We start from the raw sequence: 17,511 nt of genomic DNA on the forward strand, positions 1-17,511 counted from the left end.
ATGAAAAAAGAAAGGGTCAAGCTGACAGCTGCTGAAAAAAGCGAGTTGTTTGCTGAAGGCGTTATAACGGTTATTTTGCTGTTATTGTTAAACCTATCGGTGATTATTTTAATCAACTTGACAATTTTACAAAATAAAAACCTGGTTAACGGTATTTATTTTTTAAAAAAGACCATTACTTTTGCTGGTGGACGCCATCTATGGTCTTGGCAAAATACCTTTATTATTTTTATGGGTATTGGCGATTTAATCGTGCTCTACTGGCGCTTAATTCGGCGTTATCATCAAATGCAGTTAAGACACGTTATTTCTGAACTGCATTATATTGCAAAGGGACATTTTGATCACACAATTTCTTTTAAAGTCAAAACAGATTTACAAAAAGTAATTGATTCGATTAATTCATTAGTCGATAGTACAGTCAACGCAATTAATGAAGAAAAGGCGATTGAAAAATCTAAAGATGAATTAATCAGTAATGTTTCTCATGATATCAGAACGCCCTTAACTTCTATCATTGGATATTTAGGATTACTTAAATCGGGGGTGTCAGATCCAGCAGATCAGCAAAAATATCTTAATATCGCGTATATGAAAGCTGAACAAATGAAGTCTCTGGCTCATGATCTGCTTGAGTATACAACGTTAAAATCAACAAGTACCAAACTGAATCTGTCTTCTTTACATATTTTTTCTATGTTGGAACAAGTGGCAGCGGGATTTGAATTTGAAGGTCAAGAAAAAGGGATAGTATTTAATATTGAAGCAAGACCTAAGAATTTAACGATTGAAGCCGATGCAGAAAAGTTAGTACGTGTTTACAATAATCTCATCACTAACGCTTTGAAATATGGTACAGGGGCAACACAAATTAATTTGATTGCTAATTTGGTCAATAACAATGAAGTGGAATTACGGGTAGAAAACAATGGTGCCCAAATTCCTGAAGAGTCGTTAAAAAAAATATTTGAACGGTTCTATAGAGTAGAAGGATCTCGGAATACTAAAACAGGTGGTACAGGACTGGGTCTGTCAATTACCAAAAGCATTGTTGATCTTCATCACGGCAAAATTCGTTGTGAATCTGATAAAGATTGGACACGTTTCATTATTTGTCTGCCTTTGAACCTAAAGAGTGAAAAAACTCCAGCATAGCTGTGGTATAATTTTGACTGAGATATTAAATAGAGGAGTATAGCATGAGTATTTCTTTAAATACCTGTATTTTAATTTTAAAAGAGCACCATCTGCTTAAATCAAGTGCTGTTCAGGACACCGTCCCATCTAAAATGGAATATGTGTCATATGATTCACGGGATGTTCAAACCAATACACTGTTCTTTTGTAAAGGTGCTGGTTTTCGTCCTACATTTTTGTCAATGGCAAAAGCAAATGGTGCCAACTGTTATGTAGCAGAGCAACCATATCCAGAAGGCAAGGGAATGCATGCACTGATTGTGCGCAATGTTTCTAAGGCAATGGCTCTATTGTCTGCAGCCTTTTTCCGCTTTCCTCAAGATGATTTATATTTAATTGCTATTACTGGTACTAAAGGTAAAACCACTTCTGCTTATTTTTTAAAAGGAATGCTGGATCAAGTCAATGGTGGCAAAACAGCACTGATTTCTTCGGTCAACACAGTTGTAGGTCAGGGAAAAGATGATACTTTTAAATCCAGCTTAACCACTCCTGAATCACTTGATTTGTTCCGTGATATGCGAACGGCTGTGGACAATGGTATGACGCATATGGTTATGGAAGTTTCCAGTCAGGCTTATAAGAAAAACAGGGTGTTTGGACTAACTTATGACTTAGGCTTTTTCTTAAACATTTCACCCGATCATATTGGACCTAATGAGCATCCTAACTTTGCTGATTATTTACACTGCAAACTGCAGTTATTGGTTAATGCGCGCAAGTGTATTATTAACGCTCAGACTGACCATTTTGACGAAGTTTATGCTGCTGCCACGACTACTACTGATCCAGACAGTATCTACTTGTTTGCTGACGAAAAATTTAGCAATCCGAACCTAAAACAGACAATTGATTTTCGGTTTGCAACCGAAAAACTTGATATGGCTCAGACTAAATTTCAGGTATTATGTGTCAGTGACAAAGCAAGGCAGCTTAAAATAGCTGGTGATTACCAGTTAAAGATGCTGGGTGACTTTAATGAATCAAACGGTACGGCTGCAGTAATTGGAGCCGGACTGGCCGGAATGGATCATGACGATGCTGCTAAAGGAATTAGTCAAGTAACGGTTCCTGGACGGATGCAGACAGAAGTGACCAAAGACCATGGTGTAGTGGTTGTAGATTATGCACATAACGAAGCTTCCATGATGGCACTTATGGGCTTTATGCAACGTGAATTTAATAATCCAAAAATCATTGTTGTTGTAGGTGCTCCAGGTGATAAGGGTGTCTCTCGCCGTCCCGGTTTTAGTCACAGTTTAAATACGTATGCGGATAAGGCTTTTTTAACTACTGATGACCCGGGATTTGAAGATCCAAAAGAAATTGCACAGGAAATTAATGCCGGAATTGATCATTCTAAAGTTGATGTAACAATAGAACTCGATCGTAAGAAGGCCATATATGATGCCATTAATTTGTCGAAAAAAGGTGATATTGTCCTGATTTGCGGTAAAGGTGCAGACGGTTTTCAAAAAATACGCGGTGTAGATACGCCATATCCATCTGATATTATGGTTGCTCAACAGGTAATTGATGAGCTTGAAGGCAAAAAAGAACACTTTAGAAGTTAGAAAAGCAGGTATAATGAAACATTTTTTTAGTATTATTGGCGGTATGGGCACTATTGCGACTGAAAGTTATGTCCGGATGATTAATCATCGTATCAAAATTACTAAAGATCAGGATTATTTAAATTATATTTTAGTTAATGATGCACAAGTTCCTGATCGTACAGCATATATCAAAGATCCCAGCAAGCCTAATTTCTTCACTGCTTTGCGTGAGGATGTGCTCCAGCAAGCACAACTAAAGCCTGATTTTTTTGTAATGCCATGTAACACAGCTCATTATTGTTATGATGACTTGGTCAAACTGACAGACATACCTTTTTTGCATATGATGCGCATTGCTGTTCATAAGTTTATAACCGATTATCCACGAGAGAAAAAAATTGGTTTAATTGCCACCGAAGGATCAATTTACGATCATTTGTATGAAGATGAGATTAAAGAAGTAGGGCGCGAGGTTGAACTTGGTGGGCCTGAGATTCAACCAATGGTTACTGAGCTGATTTATTCCAACATTAAGGAAAAAGGCGTAGTTGATGGCGAACTTTATCACCGCATATTACGCACTATGCATGATCAGTATGGCTGTAATGTAATTTTACTTGGCTGTACTGAATTATCGTTAGCTCAGGAGAAAGCGCCAGAGCATCCCTATAATGTTATCGACCCGCAAGTGATCTTGGCTGATGTAGCAATTGAATTAGAACTAAAAATTCGTGCAGGAATGGATCCTAAAACAGCCATAGAGAAGTATCTGTATTAAATAAAACGTAAGGTTTAACAGATTAAAATAGACTAGTAATCAATTTGATTGTTAGTCTATTTATTTTGCCAAAAAAAGTTGACAATGTTATCACTAAGTAGTAGTGTATTATAAAAGTGATACAGTTAAAAATAGGAGGGCTAAGATGCTATATCTTTTGTATATATTTATTAGCATACTGATAATTGTCACTACTAATTTAGCAGTGACAACAATTTTGAGTATCAGAGACGCTTATTGCAATCATCTTAAAGATCATTCGTCATTTGGCACTGCCTTTAAAAAATATTTTGGTAAAAACAATAATATTCCTCTCCATTTGTCTGATTGGAAGTTTTAAGGAATAATTTATTTAAGTTTGAGCTTATCATGTATTTAATTATATAAAACAATAAATTGCTATTGCCGATAGGGCATAACTATATTATACTAAAAACAGTTGAATACGGTTTCTTCGGGGCAGGGTGTAATTCCTTACCGACGGTGACAATTAATGATTGAAGTCCGTGACCCGCGTTTTGCGGTGGAACTAGTGCAAGTCTAGTACCGACAGTTAAAGTCTGGATGGGAGAAGAACAAACAAGATTAAGCAGAAAACTCGCGTCGTTATTAAACTTCGCTGAAATCTTATTTGATGAATAAAAAAATAAGCCTCGTTGATTTTATCAACGAGGTTTTTTAATGCTTAGGAAGTGAAATAGTGCAGGATAAAGATTATATGCAAATGGCAGTCCAAGAGGCTTTAAAAGCTCAGGGAATGACTTGGACAAACCCATTAGTTGGTGCAGTTTTGGTTAAAGATGGTCAGGTTTTAGCAACTGGCTACCACCATCAATTTGGCAAAGAACATGCGGAAGTAAATACACTGTCACACTTAGCAGATCCCAAACAAGCTCGGGGAGCAACTTTGTATGTAACATTGGAGCCTTGCAGTCATTATGGTAAGCAGCCACCTTGTTGCAAAAAAGTAGCCGAGGCCGGAATCAAAAAAGTTGTTATTGGTCAGGTCGATCCTCATCAAATTGTGGCAGGTAAAGGCATTAAATATCTTAAAAGTCATGGTGTTCAGACTGAGGTCATTGGTGGCACTGAGAGTTTAAATGTTGCGTATAACTTTTTTTATCAGCAAGAAAGGCCCTTTGTGACACTTAAATATGCAATGTCTATTGATGGCAAAATTAATGCCGCAGGCAAAAGAAGAACAATGTTGACTGGGGATGCGGCTCAAGTAGATGTACAAAAATTGCGGTTGCAAAATCAAGCTATTTTAATTGGCGCAAACACATTACGCATTGACAATCCGCTGTTAACTGTCAGAATAAAAAACTTACCACATCCACCTATTAGGATTGTGTTAACTAAGGATGCCAATCGGTTGGATTTTACCAGTCAAATATTTAAGACCCAGGGTCAAATTTGGTTACTGAGTGAAACAAACTTAACTCAAAATGTTGGAGAAAATGTGTGCTGTTATACTGCTAGCAAATGGACACCCCAAAAGGTGATCCAACTTTTGGCTGAACATGAAATTCAATCGTTGTTAGTTGAAGGTGGCAGCAATGTACAAGCCCAGTTTATAGCAACTGATTTGGTGGATGAAATAGTAACGTATATTACCCCTCTGGTGTTGGGTGGTACAGCACTACCTGCTGTGTACGGACAGGCTTTAGCAGAAATAAGTCACTACCAATTATTGGATGTTAAAAGTTTAAACCAAGATGTAAGAATTCGTGTGAGGAGAAAAGAATGTTTACAGGAATAATTCAAACAACTGGTACGATAACTCGCTTAGAAATAAGTGCGCAACATGCCAGACTAGGTATTTGTGCGCCAAAATTGATGCAAAAAGATTTGCCTTTAGGAGCAAGCATTGCCGTGAACGGCATCTGCTTAACCATTACCGATTGGAGCGATAATGACTTTGCGGTAGACGTGATGCCGGAAACGATGAAAAGGACTAATCTAGGCCATTTACAAAAAGGTAGTTTGGTAAATTTAGAGCCCGCACTAGCACTGAACGGCAAACTAGATGGTCATATTGTTGCGGGTCATGTTGATACCACAGCTGAACTGGTGATAAGAAACGAAAATGAAAATTCCATAGAATTAGAATTCGCAGTACCACATAAGTATGCTCCCTTTATTGTTGAAAAAGGGTCGATCGCTATTGACGGCATCAGTTTAACCGTCACGATGGCAGAGAATGATCATTTTGGCGTAAGTTTAATTCCTTATACTATCCAAAATACTACGCTTGCACATTATCAGGTCGGTGATAAAGCAAATATTGAAGTGGATATGATTGGTCGCTACGCAGTTAAGCAGATTCAGGCTTGGAAAAAAGAATTTTGATGGAGAAAAAAATGACAGAACAATTGAATGAAAAAATGCAAAAAGTATTACAGCATATGTTAAAAGGTGGATTAGTTATTGTCGCTGATTCGCCTCAACGTGAGTCTGAAGGGGACATGATTGGCTTAGCAGAGAAGGTTACACCGCAAGCGGTTAATATGATGATTACTAAGGCTCGTGGATTATTATGCGTACCAATGAGCAAAGCGTATGCCGACCGTCTGCAATTAAAACCAATTGAAACTGGCTCGAACGATACTTTTGGCACGGCTTTTACTCTTAGTGTTGACTCCACTGAAACTACTACGGGAATTTCAGCTTTTGATCGTGCGAAAACAATTAAAAAGTTAGCTGATCCTAATAGTAAATGGGCTGATTTTTATCATCCTGGTCATGTTTTCCCGTTAGTAGCTAAAGAAGGTGGCGTGCTGGAACGGACCGGTCATACAGAAGCAGCCTTAGATTTGGCAAGACTAGCTGGCGTTGCTCCTGTTGGCTTTATTTGTGAGTGCATTAAAAAAGACGGAACAATGGCCAGACGCAAAGATCTAAAAGCTTTAGCAGAAGGACTTGGCATACCTTATTTGACCATTGAGGAGTTAATTGAGTACCGTAAAAATCAGGAAAACAAAGATTTGGGGATTGAATCTTTTACTAAGGTTGACTTTCCTACAAAATATGGTCACTTCCAGCTTGAAGGTTTCAGAGATACCAAGCATCCTGAAAAGCAGCCTACTTTATTAATTAGCAAAGGTGAAGTTAAAAAAAGTGAGCCGCTTTTATTGCGGCTTCACAGTGAATGCTTAACGGGAGATGTATTTGGTTCTAAGCGTTGTGATTGTGGCGCTCAACTGGCTGAAGCATTAACTAAAATTGAAGAAAATGGTTCAGGAGCGGTTTTATACTTGCGTCAAGAAGGTCGAGGAATTGGCCTGGAAAACAAGTTACGAGCCTATAAATTGCAAGATGAAGGTATGAATACGGTAGAAGCTAACCAGCATCTAGGCTTGCCAGTTGATGCTCGCCGCTATAATGTCGCAGCCGAAATCCTAAGACAAAAGGGCATTAGTGAGGTTAATTTGATGACCAATAATCCTGACAAAGTGGCACAATTAGAAAACTATGGTATTAAAGTTGCGAAACGAATACCAGTTGAAGTGGGCATGACTGAAGAAAATAAAAAATATTTAGCGACTAAAAAACATGAAATGAATCATATTTTAAATGAGGTGGATTAATTATGAAAGAAATTAACGGAAACATTGCTCAAGGACAAGATAAAAAGATTGGTATTGTTGTTGCTCAGTTTAATGGTGTGGTAACGGATCGTCTCCTTTCTGGAGCTGTGTCACAATTAAAAAAATCGGGCGTGAAAGATGAAAATATTGTGGTAATACGGGTACCTGGTGCCTTTGAAATTGCCCGTACGGTAAACTGCTTGGCAAAAAGTGGTAAGGTTGACGGTATCATTGCATTAGGAGCAGTAATTCGGGGTGAAACAGCTCACTTTACCTACGTTTGTGAAGGCACTACTTCACAGTTAGCAGCGGCATCAGCAAATGGCACAGTGCCAGTGATGTTTGGCGTGTTAATGACTGATACGGTGGCACAAGCAACTGATCGTGCCGGTGGTAAATCGGGCAATAAAGGTGCAGAGTGTGCTACGGATGTGTTAGAGGTTTTAAATATAGAAGAACAAATTAAACAATTATAATTACTACATTTAATCACTGTTAATAATAACTAGAAAACAAGTCGCTTCTACTATCAGAAACGACTTGTTTTATTTTTTAATTAATAAATATATTGTTATTATATAATTATATATTGCATAAAAGTTGTTGGTGTTATTTTATATCTTGAATTTTATTGTGATATTTTAATTTCTTTATCATTATTTTAGTAAAAATAATTTAAAATAAGCTTGCTTTGTTATTATTTAATATATATAATAAAGATGTAATAATATACATACTTTTTTCGGATAGACAAAATAGTTGAATTTATGTTAGGAGGTAAGAAATGAATAAAGGATTAGATCACAATAAGCGGACTGGAGCACTGCTTTTTAGCAGTTTAACGGCAGCTGCGCTTGGTTTGATGAGTTTGAATACTAATGTCGTAAAGGCTGATAGCAATTCAGGAACACAAGACACTGCACGAAGCTTTAATAAGAATGATAATGATAGTCGTGTTAAAACTCGAGTAGCAAACAATACTGTATCTCAAGCAAATAATCAGGGCGTTACTACTGATAATGCGAATACCACTGCACCTGAAGGAAATACTAATGGTACTACAGATAATGCAGATGAAACTCAAAATGGGAGTGTAGAATCGCTGCAGGGCAACAATAAAGATTCCAACTCCCAAACTTCTGCTGGTAATGATCAACCAGAAACAGACATCACTAAGAATGAAAACAAAATTAGTACAAAAACTATTAAAACAGGTAAGTGGGGTAATGCTGACGTAAGTTATGATAGTGATACTAACGTATTAACTGTGAGTGGGAGCCATGATAAGGAAAACCCGACCATTGTAAGTAATGCTGGTCTCGTAGCTGGATTTCTAGGTCAAGATGGACCGGACCCTGAGTGTACGCATGTAAAAAAGGTAAACTTTGACGGTTACTTTAAAGTTGTTGGCGAAGTCAAGTCAGTTTTTATTCGTCTTAGGGGTCTAACTGATATTGAAGGCTTGGAAAACGTTGATACTTCGGAAGCGACCACCATGTATGCCTGGTTTAGTCAATGCAGTAGTCTTAAACACGTAGATCTTTCTCATTTTAATACCTCAAATGTTAAAAACATGTCTTATATGTTTGACCGCTGTACCAATCTCGAAGATCTTGACCTAAGTAAATTTAATACTTCCCAAGTCAAAGATATGTCATATATGTTTGTTGGTTGCAAAAGTCTCAAAGAATTAGATTTGCAGAGTTTTGATACTTCCCAAGTCACAAATATGTCATGGATGTTTGCAGGGTGTGAGAGTCTTAAAAAATTAAATGTTACTAGCTTCACTACTACTAATGTTAAAGACATGTCATTTATGTTTAATCACTGTGCAAGTTTGACTAACATTGATGTACACAGTTTTGATACTAAAAATGTTGAAAATATGGCGTCAATGTTTAGTATGTATTATTCTTATAAGAGCGATACGAGTTCAAAGTTCGGTTGGGATTCCAGCCTTGTCTCACTTGATCTTTCTAACTTTAATACTAGTAAAGTTACGGATATGTCATTTATGTTCATGAAATGTACAAAGCTAAAAGACCTAAACATCTCTAGCTTTGTTACCTCTCAAGTTACAACTATGAACAGTATGTTTCAAGGATGTAATAAGTTAACATACTTAGACCTGAGCAACTTTGATACTGCAAATGTTATAGATATGTCATACATGTTTCGTGATACGAATAGTTTAGTTGGTTTGAATTTGTCAAGTTTCAATACTTCTAAAGTACAAAGCATGAGTCAAATGTTCTATCTCTACGCTAATCCTAAAGTAGATGGTCAATATCCTAAAATTTCGAACTTAAGAACCCTAGACATCAGCAATTTTGATATGAGTAGTAACGGTAACACCTTTGATATGTTGAGAGGGCACCAAAACCTGCTAGTTTTGAAACTGGGAAAAGGAAACAAATACGTTTCACAAATGGGTCTTGATACACCAGGAACTTGGTTAAATGTTGGAAATAAAACAATGCAGGATCCTGAACGCTCAGAAATATGGTCATCAGATCAACTGATAAACAATTGGAAAGATGGTGCAAAAGATGAAACGTACGTGCGTGAAACTACAATAACAGCTCATTATCAAGATGAAAAGGGCAAGACGCTTGCAGATGATGAGACTTTCACTGGTACATACGGCACTCCTTATGAAGCTAAAGTCAAAGAAATTCCTGGTTACGTTTTAACGGCTATGCCGAAAAATGCTAAAGGACTGATAGGCGAAAACGTAGATGATATTATGTTTATCTATCAAAAACCTACTAAACCTACTGACAATGGTAACGGTAAAACGCCTGTTAAGGCCGCTGATGTAACGGTTCATTATGAAGATGAAAACGGTAATCAAATCGCTCCTAATGTTATTTTAAGCGGTAATGTTGGTGACGGCTATCAAACTGAAACAAAAGCTATTTCTGGTTATACGTTAAAGACCAGACCTAATAACGCTACAGGTTTCTTTACCAGCGAATCTCAAGATGTGGTTTACGTTTACACGAAGAATGATCAAAGTGCTAAGGAACCGGGAAAAGAACCGGGACAGGAACCAAGCGACAATCACAATAGTCATAATTCTAGCGGTAATTCAAAGCCGAATAAGAATAAGAAGGGAACACATAAGACTAATAAAAAGGCAACTAAAGAAAGCAAGTCTACCAGTAAGCCAAATGAAGGTCGTGAGCAACTAGGTAAGTCTACTGGAGCAAATAAAAAGACCAGAACTTTGGCTCAGACAGGTTCAGATTGGAAATCTCAAGTAGGTATGCTTCTCTCAGGTGCTTCAGCATTAGTTTTGAGTCTTTTAGGTGTGGGGATTAAACGCAAAAGAAAAGAATAATAACTTTTTAAAGCATACTAATTTAAAAAGTTAACTTAAATCAATCACTTCTATTATGAGAAATGGTTGATTTTTTTGACCAATTTTTAATTGATCATTTCTAAGCGGTATCGTTGCACATTATTGCCTAAAAGGCTAAAAACCAGTAAAAGGGCAATTCCAGCAGCAAGTAAAGTAAGAGCTGGCTGGTGGCAAGCATTGGCAATTGCGGATACTCCGACAGTAAAAAAGATATTCAATAGAGCACTCCCCAACTGCAAGAAACTTGATTGGGAAGACTGCACCTCTTTACCGGTTCTTTTAATTCTGGTTTTATTGCACCAATTAGCGATTGGTAAAGTTTCGCCATATATCAGTACAGTAATAACGCTCATAGTAACGATTGTTTGATTTAAAAAGAAAATTCCTAAAGCCAGCGTGGTAATAAATACTAAAGTACTAAGTAGCCAAAATGTATTATCAAAGCGAATAAGAACAGCACCTAGGAAAAGACCGCTGACTACTGCAACTAGTAGCCAGTAAACGTGACTGTAGTTAGGATCAATTGCTTTCCAGAAATAGATCATCAACCCGTTAAATACTGATTGGAGGGCACTGGTAAAAATGGCAACAATAATTGAGGCGCGTAAGCCTTTGCTAGCAGTTATGTTGTGCCAAACTGTCATGAGGTGGGTTAAGGTTTTAAAACTATTTTGGTTTTTAGTAAAGTGATTTTGGCGTAAAGCAATAGAGAGAAAGATATTTATAAAAAAACCGTAGCTTGCTACTAAGAGAAAATACAAATAGTTGCGGGTAGTAAAAATTAAAACTGCCATCGCTGCCACACTGGCAATATTACCAATAAGTCCGGCAATGGAATTAAGGTTAATAGTTGACTCCACTGCATTATCAGTCAGAAGTGACTTTAAATTCCCAGTGAAAGATAACCCTTCTACTAAGCTAAACATTGTTATACAAAGGTCAACCAGAATGTATAAGGGTACAAAGTATTTTTGCGGGAAAGTAAAAGGGAGTAATAAAAATAAACTCAGTAAAATATACATCCAGATAAGCATGCGTCGCTTATCAGTGTTGTCGAGCTTGGAACCAATAAATAAAACGCTCAAAATAAGTGCTAACGAACTGATACTCGAAATTAAGCCGTTAATAACGATATTATCTGAATATTCACGGATAATTAGTGAACCACCAATTCCAACTAAGATGCTGCTAAAATTAGTCAAAAAATTGATTAGTGGTAATAATATTTGGTTACGGCTGAGAAAGTTATTATTGTCCAATTTTGCCACGCTTTCGTTTAGTGTAATGAGAAGCGTAACATATAGGAACTTAGCTGACACCAAAAGTAACATAAAAGGCCGTTTCTTTTACTTGAAACGGCCTTTTTCAATATGCAAAAACCAATTTACACTCTGATATTCGAAAATGCTTATTCATCTTTGAAATTATCTAAAATCACTTTTGTGTGTTTACTTAGTCTTTTTATAAATCGCTCTTTTAAATCGTTATTAGTTATCACTCCAGTCACATTTTTCCAATCAGTAATTTCATAAAGACTTTTTCTTTCAAACTTGGTTGAATCAGCCAGGATATAACTTTTCTCACTATGAAAAATCATTTTTCTCTCAATTGCAGAATCGGAATAAGAAGGTGTAGTCGGCCCAAAAAAGCCATGAAAACCATCACTACCGATAAAAGAAATATCAACATTAATTTGGTCGAGTGCTTCTTCAGTCCAACTCCCGTAAACTGAAGAACTTTTTGGTCGTAATTTTCCACCCAAGAAATATACTTCGTTATTTGAAGATTGCAAATAACTAACCGCAGGTATTAAATCAGTAATTATTTTCAAATTATTTCTTAAGACCAGCAATTTTGCTAACTCATAAACTGTACTCCCTGTGCCTAAAATTATACTGGCTCCATTTGGTATTAAACTTAGAGCCTTTTTGGCGATGCTTTGCTTTCTGTCAATATTTTCTTCCCTTTTTAATGTAAAAGGATTTTCAATAGAATTCTGATTTGAAATTGCACCACCGTGACTTTTTACAAGTTGGTCTTTTTCCGCTAAATAATTCAGATCTTTTCTGATAGTTTCATATGACACGTTAAATTTTTGAGACAAATCATGAACTGTTACGGTTCCATTTTTTAGCACCTCTTCAAGAATTTTCTTTCGTCTTTCTTCCATAATTGCCATTTCATTCACCATTTCCTAATAAAAAATGTAGTTTCCATTTATTTTACACCAAGACTTAGTTAAATGAATATTATGTACAATAATTTGGCTTTTATTGGCATTAAGTTTAAAATTACTGTTGACTACAACTAAAACCAATTATATAATTGGTTTTAGTTGGAAATGTAAATATATTAAAGGAGGAGTTATTTTGAATAAAAAGATTGCAATTGCGTGTGACAATGTTGGGTTTGAAAGAAAAGAAGAAATCAAAAAATACCTAATAGAGCAAAAAGGCTATGAGGTTGTATTTGATCCTGTGAAAAAGAAAGAAGATGGTATCCATACTTATGCCAAATTAGCTGATGAAATGGCTGAATTTATACAACGGGACAAGTGTAGATTAGGTATTTATATTTGTGGAACTGGTATCGGTTTCACAATGCAGGCAAATAAGCATTGGGGAATTCGGGCTACGGCAGTAACCAATCCTTATTCAGCTAGAAGAGCAAGACTGAGCCAAAATGCACAAATTATTGGTTTAGGAGTCAGAGTTAATGGTCTTCCGTATATGGAAATGGTTCTCGATGCCTGGCTAGATGAACCTTTTGATTTTGATAAAGCACGCGAAAATTCTAAGGTAAATTTGCTTGAAGCTAAAGCAGATGACGATCGTTTTCTTAAAAAGCCAGACTTTGTCGCGTGGAATATGGGCTTTGAAAGAGAAAGCTAGAGGTAATAAATATGGCGATGATAACACAATTTATCAATGATATTGGTAATTTTATATTTATTCCCGTAATTTTCCTATTTTTGATGAAAGCGTTGGGTAGAAGCTGGTCGGAAGCGACACAGGCTGCGATGAAAGTAGGTATAGGTTTCATTGCATTAAGCATGGTTGTCTCATTTATGCTTGATAAAATGCAGCCAGCCATTACCGGTCTTTCTCAAAAAACAGGCTCTTCACTGTCAGCAGTTGATGTTGGTGGTGCAGCTACAGCGGTCATGGGATTTGGTTCACCTGTTGGTGCAGTAGTAATCCCACTATGTGTAGGTGTTAACATAATTATGCTGATACTGAAACTAACTGATTGTGTAAATGTTGATGTTTTTAATTTGCATCAAAACGCATCCATGGGTGCCATTATGTATGCTTTTACTGGCAGTTTTGTTGATGGATTATTAACAGCAGCAATTTTCCATATGATTGCTCTAATTGGAGCAGACTTGGGTGCGAAAAATAATCACGACTTTTATGATTTGCCTGAAGGTGTGTCAATATCTCATCCAGTTGCAAATACCTATCTGTTCTTTGCATATCCATTTAACTGGCTGTTTGATCATATCCCAGGTGTTAGAAATTGGAATGTAACGGCAAAAAGCATCCAAAAGAAATTTGGAATTTTCGGTGATCCAACAATGGTTGGCTTCATAATTGGTTTATTCTTGGGACTAGCAGGATACAATTGGAATGATCCTTATCATGCTATTATTGACAGTATTCAACTAGGTATGTATTTAGCTGCTATTATGCTTTTATTGCCGAAAATGACCTCAATAATGATGGAAGGCTTAGTACCAATGTCAAATGCTGTGCGTAAAAAGATGGTTAAGAAATTTCCAGATAGACAAATTACTGTTGGTATGGACACAGCTCTAATAGTTGGTGACCCGTCAGTTATAGCACCGGCATTGTTATTGATTCCAGCTTTGGTTATTTTGGCAGTTTTGCTACCAGGTAATAAAGTACTACCTATGGGAGACTTATCATCATTAGTATTTTATGTAGCTGCAATGGTTCCTGTATTTAAAGGTAATATAATCCGCACATGGCTTTCATCCATTATTTTATTCGGTGGAGGATTATACATCGCTTCTTGGATGACTCCAGCTACAAACCAGGTCTTTCAAAAATTTGGTGCTGGTGCTAAGAGTGGCGTAATGTACTCATCAATTGATCCATCAGCTAATCCTTTTACTGGATTATTTGCTTTAGCTTCTCGCATTGGCATCATTGGCTTTATTTTGATCGCAGTGCTTGTTGTACTTGTAGGCTACTGGCTTAAAAAAGTAGAACGAGCTAAGGTTGCTTAATAATTTGAATTTAGAGGAGAAATAAAAATGAAAAAAGTTTTAGTAGTTTGTGGAAATGGTATTGCTTCTTCATCAATTATGTTGGCTGGATTAAAAGATTATTTAGACGAACAACATATTTCTGCAGATTTAGAAAAAGCTTCTTTAATGACTTGTTCTGATGATTTCTGCAATGATAAAGACCTAATTGTTTCGTCCACTAAACTTGATCGGCCAGGTATTAAAACTCCGGTCATTGTAGGCTCTGGTTTATTGACAGGAATTGGAGAAGAAGAAGTATTAGAGAAAATAAAAGAAGCCATTCTTAGCTAACACTGGAGGAGTTATGAAAAACAGAATTTTAGTTTCGGAAGCTAAAAATGAGACATTAAACTCTTATCAAGATGCTATCAAGGTCACTGGTCAGCAGTTTATTAACGAAAAAATGATACTGCCACAGTATGTTGATGCTTGTATCGATAGAGAGAAAGAATATCCTACTGGGCTTGAGCTAAAAAATGACATGGGTATAGCTATTCCACATGGAAATCAAAAATTTGTTAAAGAAAGCGGTATCAGCTTTTTACGACTTAGCCAACCCGTAAACTTTGGGCTGATGTCGGATGCAACAAAACAGGTTTCATGTAAATTTGTTTTTAACTTAGCCTTGTTTGAGGGTGAGCAACAATTAAATATGTTAAGACAGCTGATGGGACTTTTTAGGGATGAAAAGTTTATAGATTTTATTAGCAAAAGCGATCTTAATTCCATTCAGAAGTTTCTGACACAAAAACTGGTTTTTTAAGTAAGAGTGGTGCAAAGCATAGTGAATAATACGATAAAAGAAGTAATAATTAAAGAAAGTAAAGAATTAGAACACATAAGTAATACTCTTGACTACCAAAAAGTTACTGAACTTTGTGACCTATTGGTTAAATGTAAAGGCAATATTTTTATAACGGGGTGTGGTACTTCTGCTATGGCCGCCAAGAAGGCCGTTCATACTTTGAATGTGATTAATCAAAAGGCTTTTTATCTTAATCCATCTGATGCTGTTCATGGTGAATTAGGTGCAGTAAGTGCTAACGATATAGTGATTTTTATTTCCAAGGGCGGAAACACTAAAGAATTAACGTCGTTTATTAAGAATGTTAAAGACAAGCAGGCTTATATGGTTGCTGTTACAGAGAATGAATCATCAGTAATAGCAAGTAATTCTGATCTGATTATTAAGGTGAAAGTTGAGGCTGAAGCTGATCAATTCAATATGTTAGCAACGTCGAGTACTTTAGCAGTTATTTCCTTATTCGATGGAATAGCTGTAACTTTGATAAACAAAGAAAAGTTCAATAAAAAAGAATTTTTAGGTAACCATCCGTCAGGAGCAGTTGGTGAAAGACTTAAAGAAGAAAATATGAAATAGCTAAATAGATTTTAAATAAAAAACGCTTAATTTCTCAATATCTTGTCGAAGGGATAAAAAGACCATTTCCATTAAGGAAATGGCTTTTTTATATGTTTTTTAAAGTTTGAATTTGTTTTTTAAAATTGCCTTTAAAAATGTAAGAACCGGAAACTGCAATATCCAGTCCCGCTTTTTTAAGTTCATTAATATTTTGGTTGCTAATGCTGCCATCAGCTTCAATTTGATAATGATAATGATTAATTTGTCTCAAATCATCCAGTTCTTTAACTTTGTTAACAGCGTTGGGAATAAATTTGGCACCGCTTGTTCCCGGATCAACTGACATGACCATCACTTGATCAACGAAATCGAGAACAGGAGTTATGGCATTGACAGGAGTACCAGGATTAATAATAACTTCGCTTTTTTTGCCTGCATGTTTAATTAATGATAGAGCACGATGAATATGCTGTGTTGATTCTACATGTATGCCAATTACTTTCGTAGTTTTGCAACAGTAGTGGTTAATTAATTTCTCTGGATTATTTACCATCATATGAATATCGAGTGGGATTGAAGAGTAATCACTTATTTCCTTAACCAGATTTTCGCCGAAATCAATTTCAGAAACAAAAGTACTATCCATTACGTCAATATGAAAATAATCAGCTCCTCCTTCTTTTAATAAAGTTAATGTTTTCGCTAGATTGATTTTAGGACCACTATGTAAAGATACGGCTACTTCGACCATTTTCTCTCCTCCTTAATACAATTTATAACCAGCGTATTCTTTTATTGCAAAATAATTTTTGCCCAGTGAGAGTGAAAGCTATTCTCATTTTATTTTCACCTTGAGGTGCAAAATTGCTTTTTCCTTTATTAAATAAAGCGCTTAATATTGGAACATAAAGAAAGGCGGATGAAGGAATGTTCTTCGATAAAAGAATAATCAAGCTAGATGTTGATGCACGAGATAGCACAGAAATAATCACCAAAATGGCTAAGGCACTGAAAGAAAGGGATGTAATTAAAGATAGTTATTTGGAACATGTTTTAAAACGGGAAACCGACTTTCCAACTGGGTTAGAACTTGAAGAGGGATTTGGAGTGGCAATCCCTCACACGGATTCGGCATATGTCAATACTTCACAAATAGCTCTAGCAACTTTAAAAAAACCCGTTCTGTTTAAAAGCATGGTAAATAAATCTGTCAATGTCAAAGTTAACATTGTCTTTATGATTGCAATGAGCAAGCCGCATGAACAGGCACAGTTATTAAGCAATTTAATGAATTTTTGCCAAAATAAAACGGCTATTAAAGCGCTAATGTCAGCATCTGATATTGATCAAGCAGATCGAATATTGAAGAAATACGGATTGAATTAAAGGA

Annotated in this window: 17 protein-coding genes and 1 riboswitch; of the genes, 14 read left to right on the forward strand and 3 right to left on the reverse strand. The window is 36.2% G+C overall.

Annotation, left to right across the window (positions count from 1 at the left end; translation table 11 throughout):
• The 8 genes from JF76_RS01330 to JF76_RS09885 all read left to right on the forward strand — a co-directional run bounded on the left by JF76_RS01330 (position 1) and on the right by JF76_RS09885 (position 10,464).
• Entirely contained in the window at positions 1-1,155 is a 1,155-nt protein-coding gene (locus JF76_RS01330) for a sensor histidine kinase (RefSeq protein ID WP_034978889.1), read from the forward strand.
• A 44-nt stretch (positions 1,156-1,199) separates the two neighbouring features.
• Positions 1,200-2,771 carry a UDP-N-acetylmuramoyl-L-alanyl-D-glutamate--2,6-diaminopimelate ligase gene (locus JF76_RS01335; protein WP_045927485.1) on the forward strand — a complete coding sequence of 524 codons (1,572 nt, stop codon included), beginning with the start codon at positions 1,200-1,202 and terminating at the stop codon, positions 2,769-2,771.
• A gap of 13 nt (positions 2,772-2,784) precedes the next feature.
• Positions 2,785-3,531 (forward strand): aspartate/glutamate racemase family protein, encoded by a 747-nt coding sequence (locus JF76_RS01340; protein ID WP_045928890.1) that lies wholly within the window; start codon positions 2,785-2,787, stop codon positions 3,529-3,531.
• Between the two features lie 446 nt (positions 3,532-3,977).
• Positions 3,978-4,111: riboswitch (FMN riboswitch) on the forward strand.
• A 120-nt stretch (positions 4,112-4,231) separates the two neighbouring features.
• Positions 4,232-5,293 carry a bifunctional diaminohydroxyphosphoribosylaminopyrimidine deaminase/5-amino-6-(5-phosphoribosylamino)uracil reductase RibD gene (gene ribD, locus JF76_RS01350; protein ID WP_244267915.1) on the forward strand — a complete coding sequence of 354 codons (1,062 nt, stop codon included), beginning with the start codon at positions 4,232-4,234 and terminating at the stop codon, positions 5,291-5,293.
• Entirely contained in the window at positions 5,278-5,883 is a 606-nt protein-coding gene (ribE, locus tag JF76_RS01355; RefSeq protein WP_045927487.1) for a riboflavin synthase, read from the forward strand. Before ribD ends, ribE begins: the two co-directional genes overlap by 16 nt.
• Before the next feature lie 11 nt (positions 5,884-5,894).
• Positions 5,895-7,121 (forward strand): bifunctional 3,4-dihydroxy-2-butanone-4-phosphate synthase/GTP cyclohydrolase II, encoded by a 1,227-nt coding sequence (locus JF76_RS01360; protein WP_045928892.1) that lies wholly within the window; start codon positions 5,895-5,897, stop codon positions 7,119-7,121.
• Between the two features lie 2 nt (positions 7,122-7,123).
• On the forward strand, positions 7,124-7,597 hold the full coding sequence (gene ribH, locus JF76_RS01365; protein ID WP_045927488.1) for a 6,7-dimethyl-8-ribityllumazine synthase: 474 nt from the start codon (positions 7,124-7,126) through the stop codon (positions 7,595-7,597).
• Between the two features lie 308 nt (positions 7,598-7,905).
• Positions 7,906-10,464 carry a BspA family leucine-rich repeat surface protein gene (locus JF76_RS09885; protein ID WP_052697041.1) on the forward strand — a complete coding sequence of 853 codons (2,559 nt, stop codon included), beginning with the start codon at positions 7,906-7,908 and terminating at the stop codon, positions 10,462-10,464.
• An 86-nt stretch (positions 10,465-10,550) separates the two neighbouring features.
• Here JF76_RS09885 and JF76_RS01375 read toward each other — a convergent pair whose 3' ends face one another.
• Together JF76_RS01375 and JF76_RS01380 are read right to left on the reverse strand one after the other, a co-directional pair.
• Entirely contained in the window at positions 10,551-11,744 is a 1,194-nt protein-coding gene (locus tag JF76_RS01375; protein ID WP_156962738.1) for an MFS transporter, read from the reverse strand.
• Positions 11,745-11,893: 149 nt separating this feature from the next.
• A complete protein-coding gene (locus tag JF76_RS01380) occupies positions 11,894-12,664 on the reverse strand; it encodes a DeoR/GlpR family DNA-binding transcription regulator (protein WP_045927490.1) in 771 nt (256 codons plus the stop codon).
• A 190-nt stretch (positions 12,665-12,854) separates the two neighbouring features.
• Here JF76_RS01380 and JF76_RS01385 point away from each other — a divergent pair, with 190 nt between their 5' ends.
• From JF76_RS01385 to JF76_RS01405, 5 genes are read left to right on the forward strand one after another with little or no spacing between them, the layout of a single operon-like run.
• A complete protein-coding gene (locus JF76_RS01385) occupies positions 12,855-13,376 on the forward strand; it encodes an RpiB/LacA/LacB family sugar-phosphate isomerase (RefSeq protein ID WP_045927491.1) in 522 nt (173 codons plus the stop codon).
• A gap of 11 nt (positions 13,377-13,387) precedes the next feature.
• A complete protein-coding gene (locus JF76_RS01390) occupies positions 13,388-14,737 on the forward strand; it encodes a PTS galactitol transporter subunit IIC (protein ID WP_045927492.1) in 1,350 nt (449 codons plus the stop codon).
• A 27-nt stretch (positions 14,738-14,764) separates the two neighbouring features.
• The gene (locus JF76_RS01395) at positions 14,765-15,049 is read left to right on the forward strand and encodes a PTS sugar transporter subunit IIB (RefSeq protein WP_045927493.1); all 285 of its coding nucleotides are present in this window, start codon (positions 14,765-14,767) and stop codon (positions 15,047-15,049) included.
• Between the two features lie 13 nt (positions 15,050-15,062).
• Positions 15,063-15,521 (forward strand): PTS sugar transporter subunit IIA, encoded by a 459-nt coding sequence (locus tag JF76_RS01400; RefSeq protein WP_045927494.1) that lies wholly within the window; start codon positions 15,063-15,065, stop codon positions 15,519-15,521.
• A gap of 21 nt (positions 15,522-15,542) precedes the next feature.
• Positions 15,543-16,139, forward strand: coding sequence for a KpsF/GutQ family sugar-phosphate isomerase (locus JF76_RS01405; protein WP_244267916.1), 597 nt, complete (start codon positions 15,543-15,545; stop codon positions 16,137-16,139).
• Between the two features lie 88 nt (positions 16,140-16,227).
• On the opposite strand, the gene JF76_RS01410 is transcribed toward JF76_RS01405, so the two are convergent.
• On the reverse strand, positions 16,228-16,872 hold the full coding sequence (locus JF76_RS01410; RefSeq protein WP_045927495.1) for a ribulose-phosphate 3-epimerase: 645 nt from the start codon (positions 16,870-16,872) through the stop codon (positions 16,228-16,230).
• A gap of 176 nt (positions 16,873-17,048) precedes the next feature.
• On the opposite strand from JF76_RS01410, the gene JF76_RS01415 reads away from it, so the two are divergent.
• On the forward strand, positions 17,049-17,507 hold the full coding sequence (locus tag JF76_RS01415) for a PTS sugar transporter subunit IIA (protein ID WP_045927496.1): 459 nt from the start codon (positions 17,049-17,051) through the stop codon (positions 17,505-17,507).
• The last annotated feature ends 4 nt before the right edge of the window (positions 17,508-17,511 follow it).

The sequence above is a fragment of the Lactobacillus kullabergensis genome, from assembly GCF_000967195.1.
GTDB lineage: Bacteria > Bacillota > Bacilli > Lactobacillales > Lactobacillaceae > Lactobacillus > Lactobacillus kullabergensis.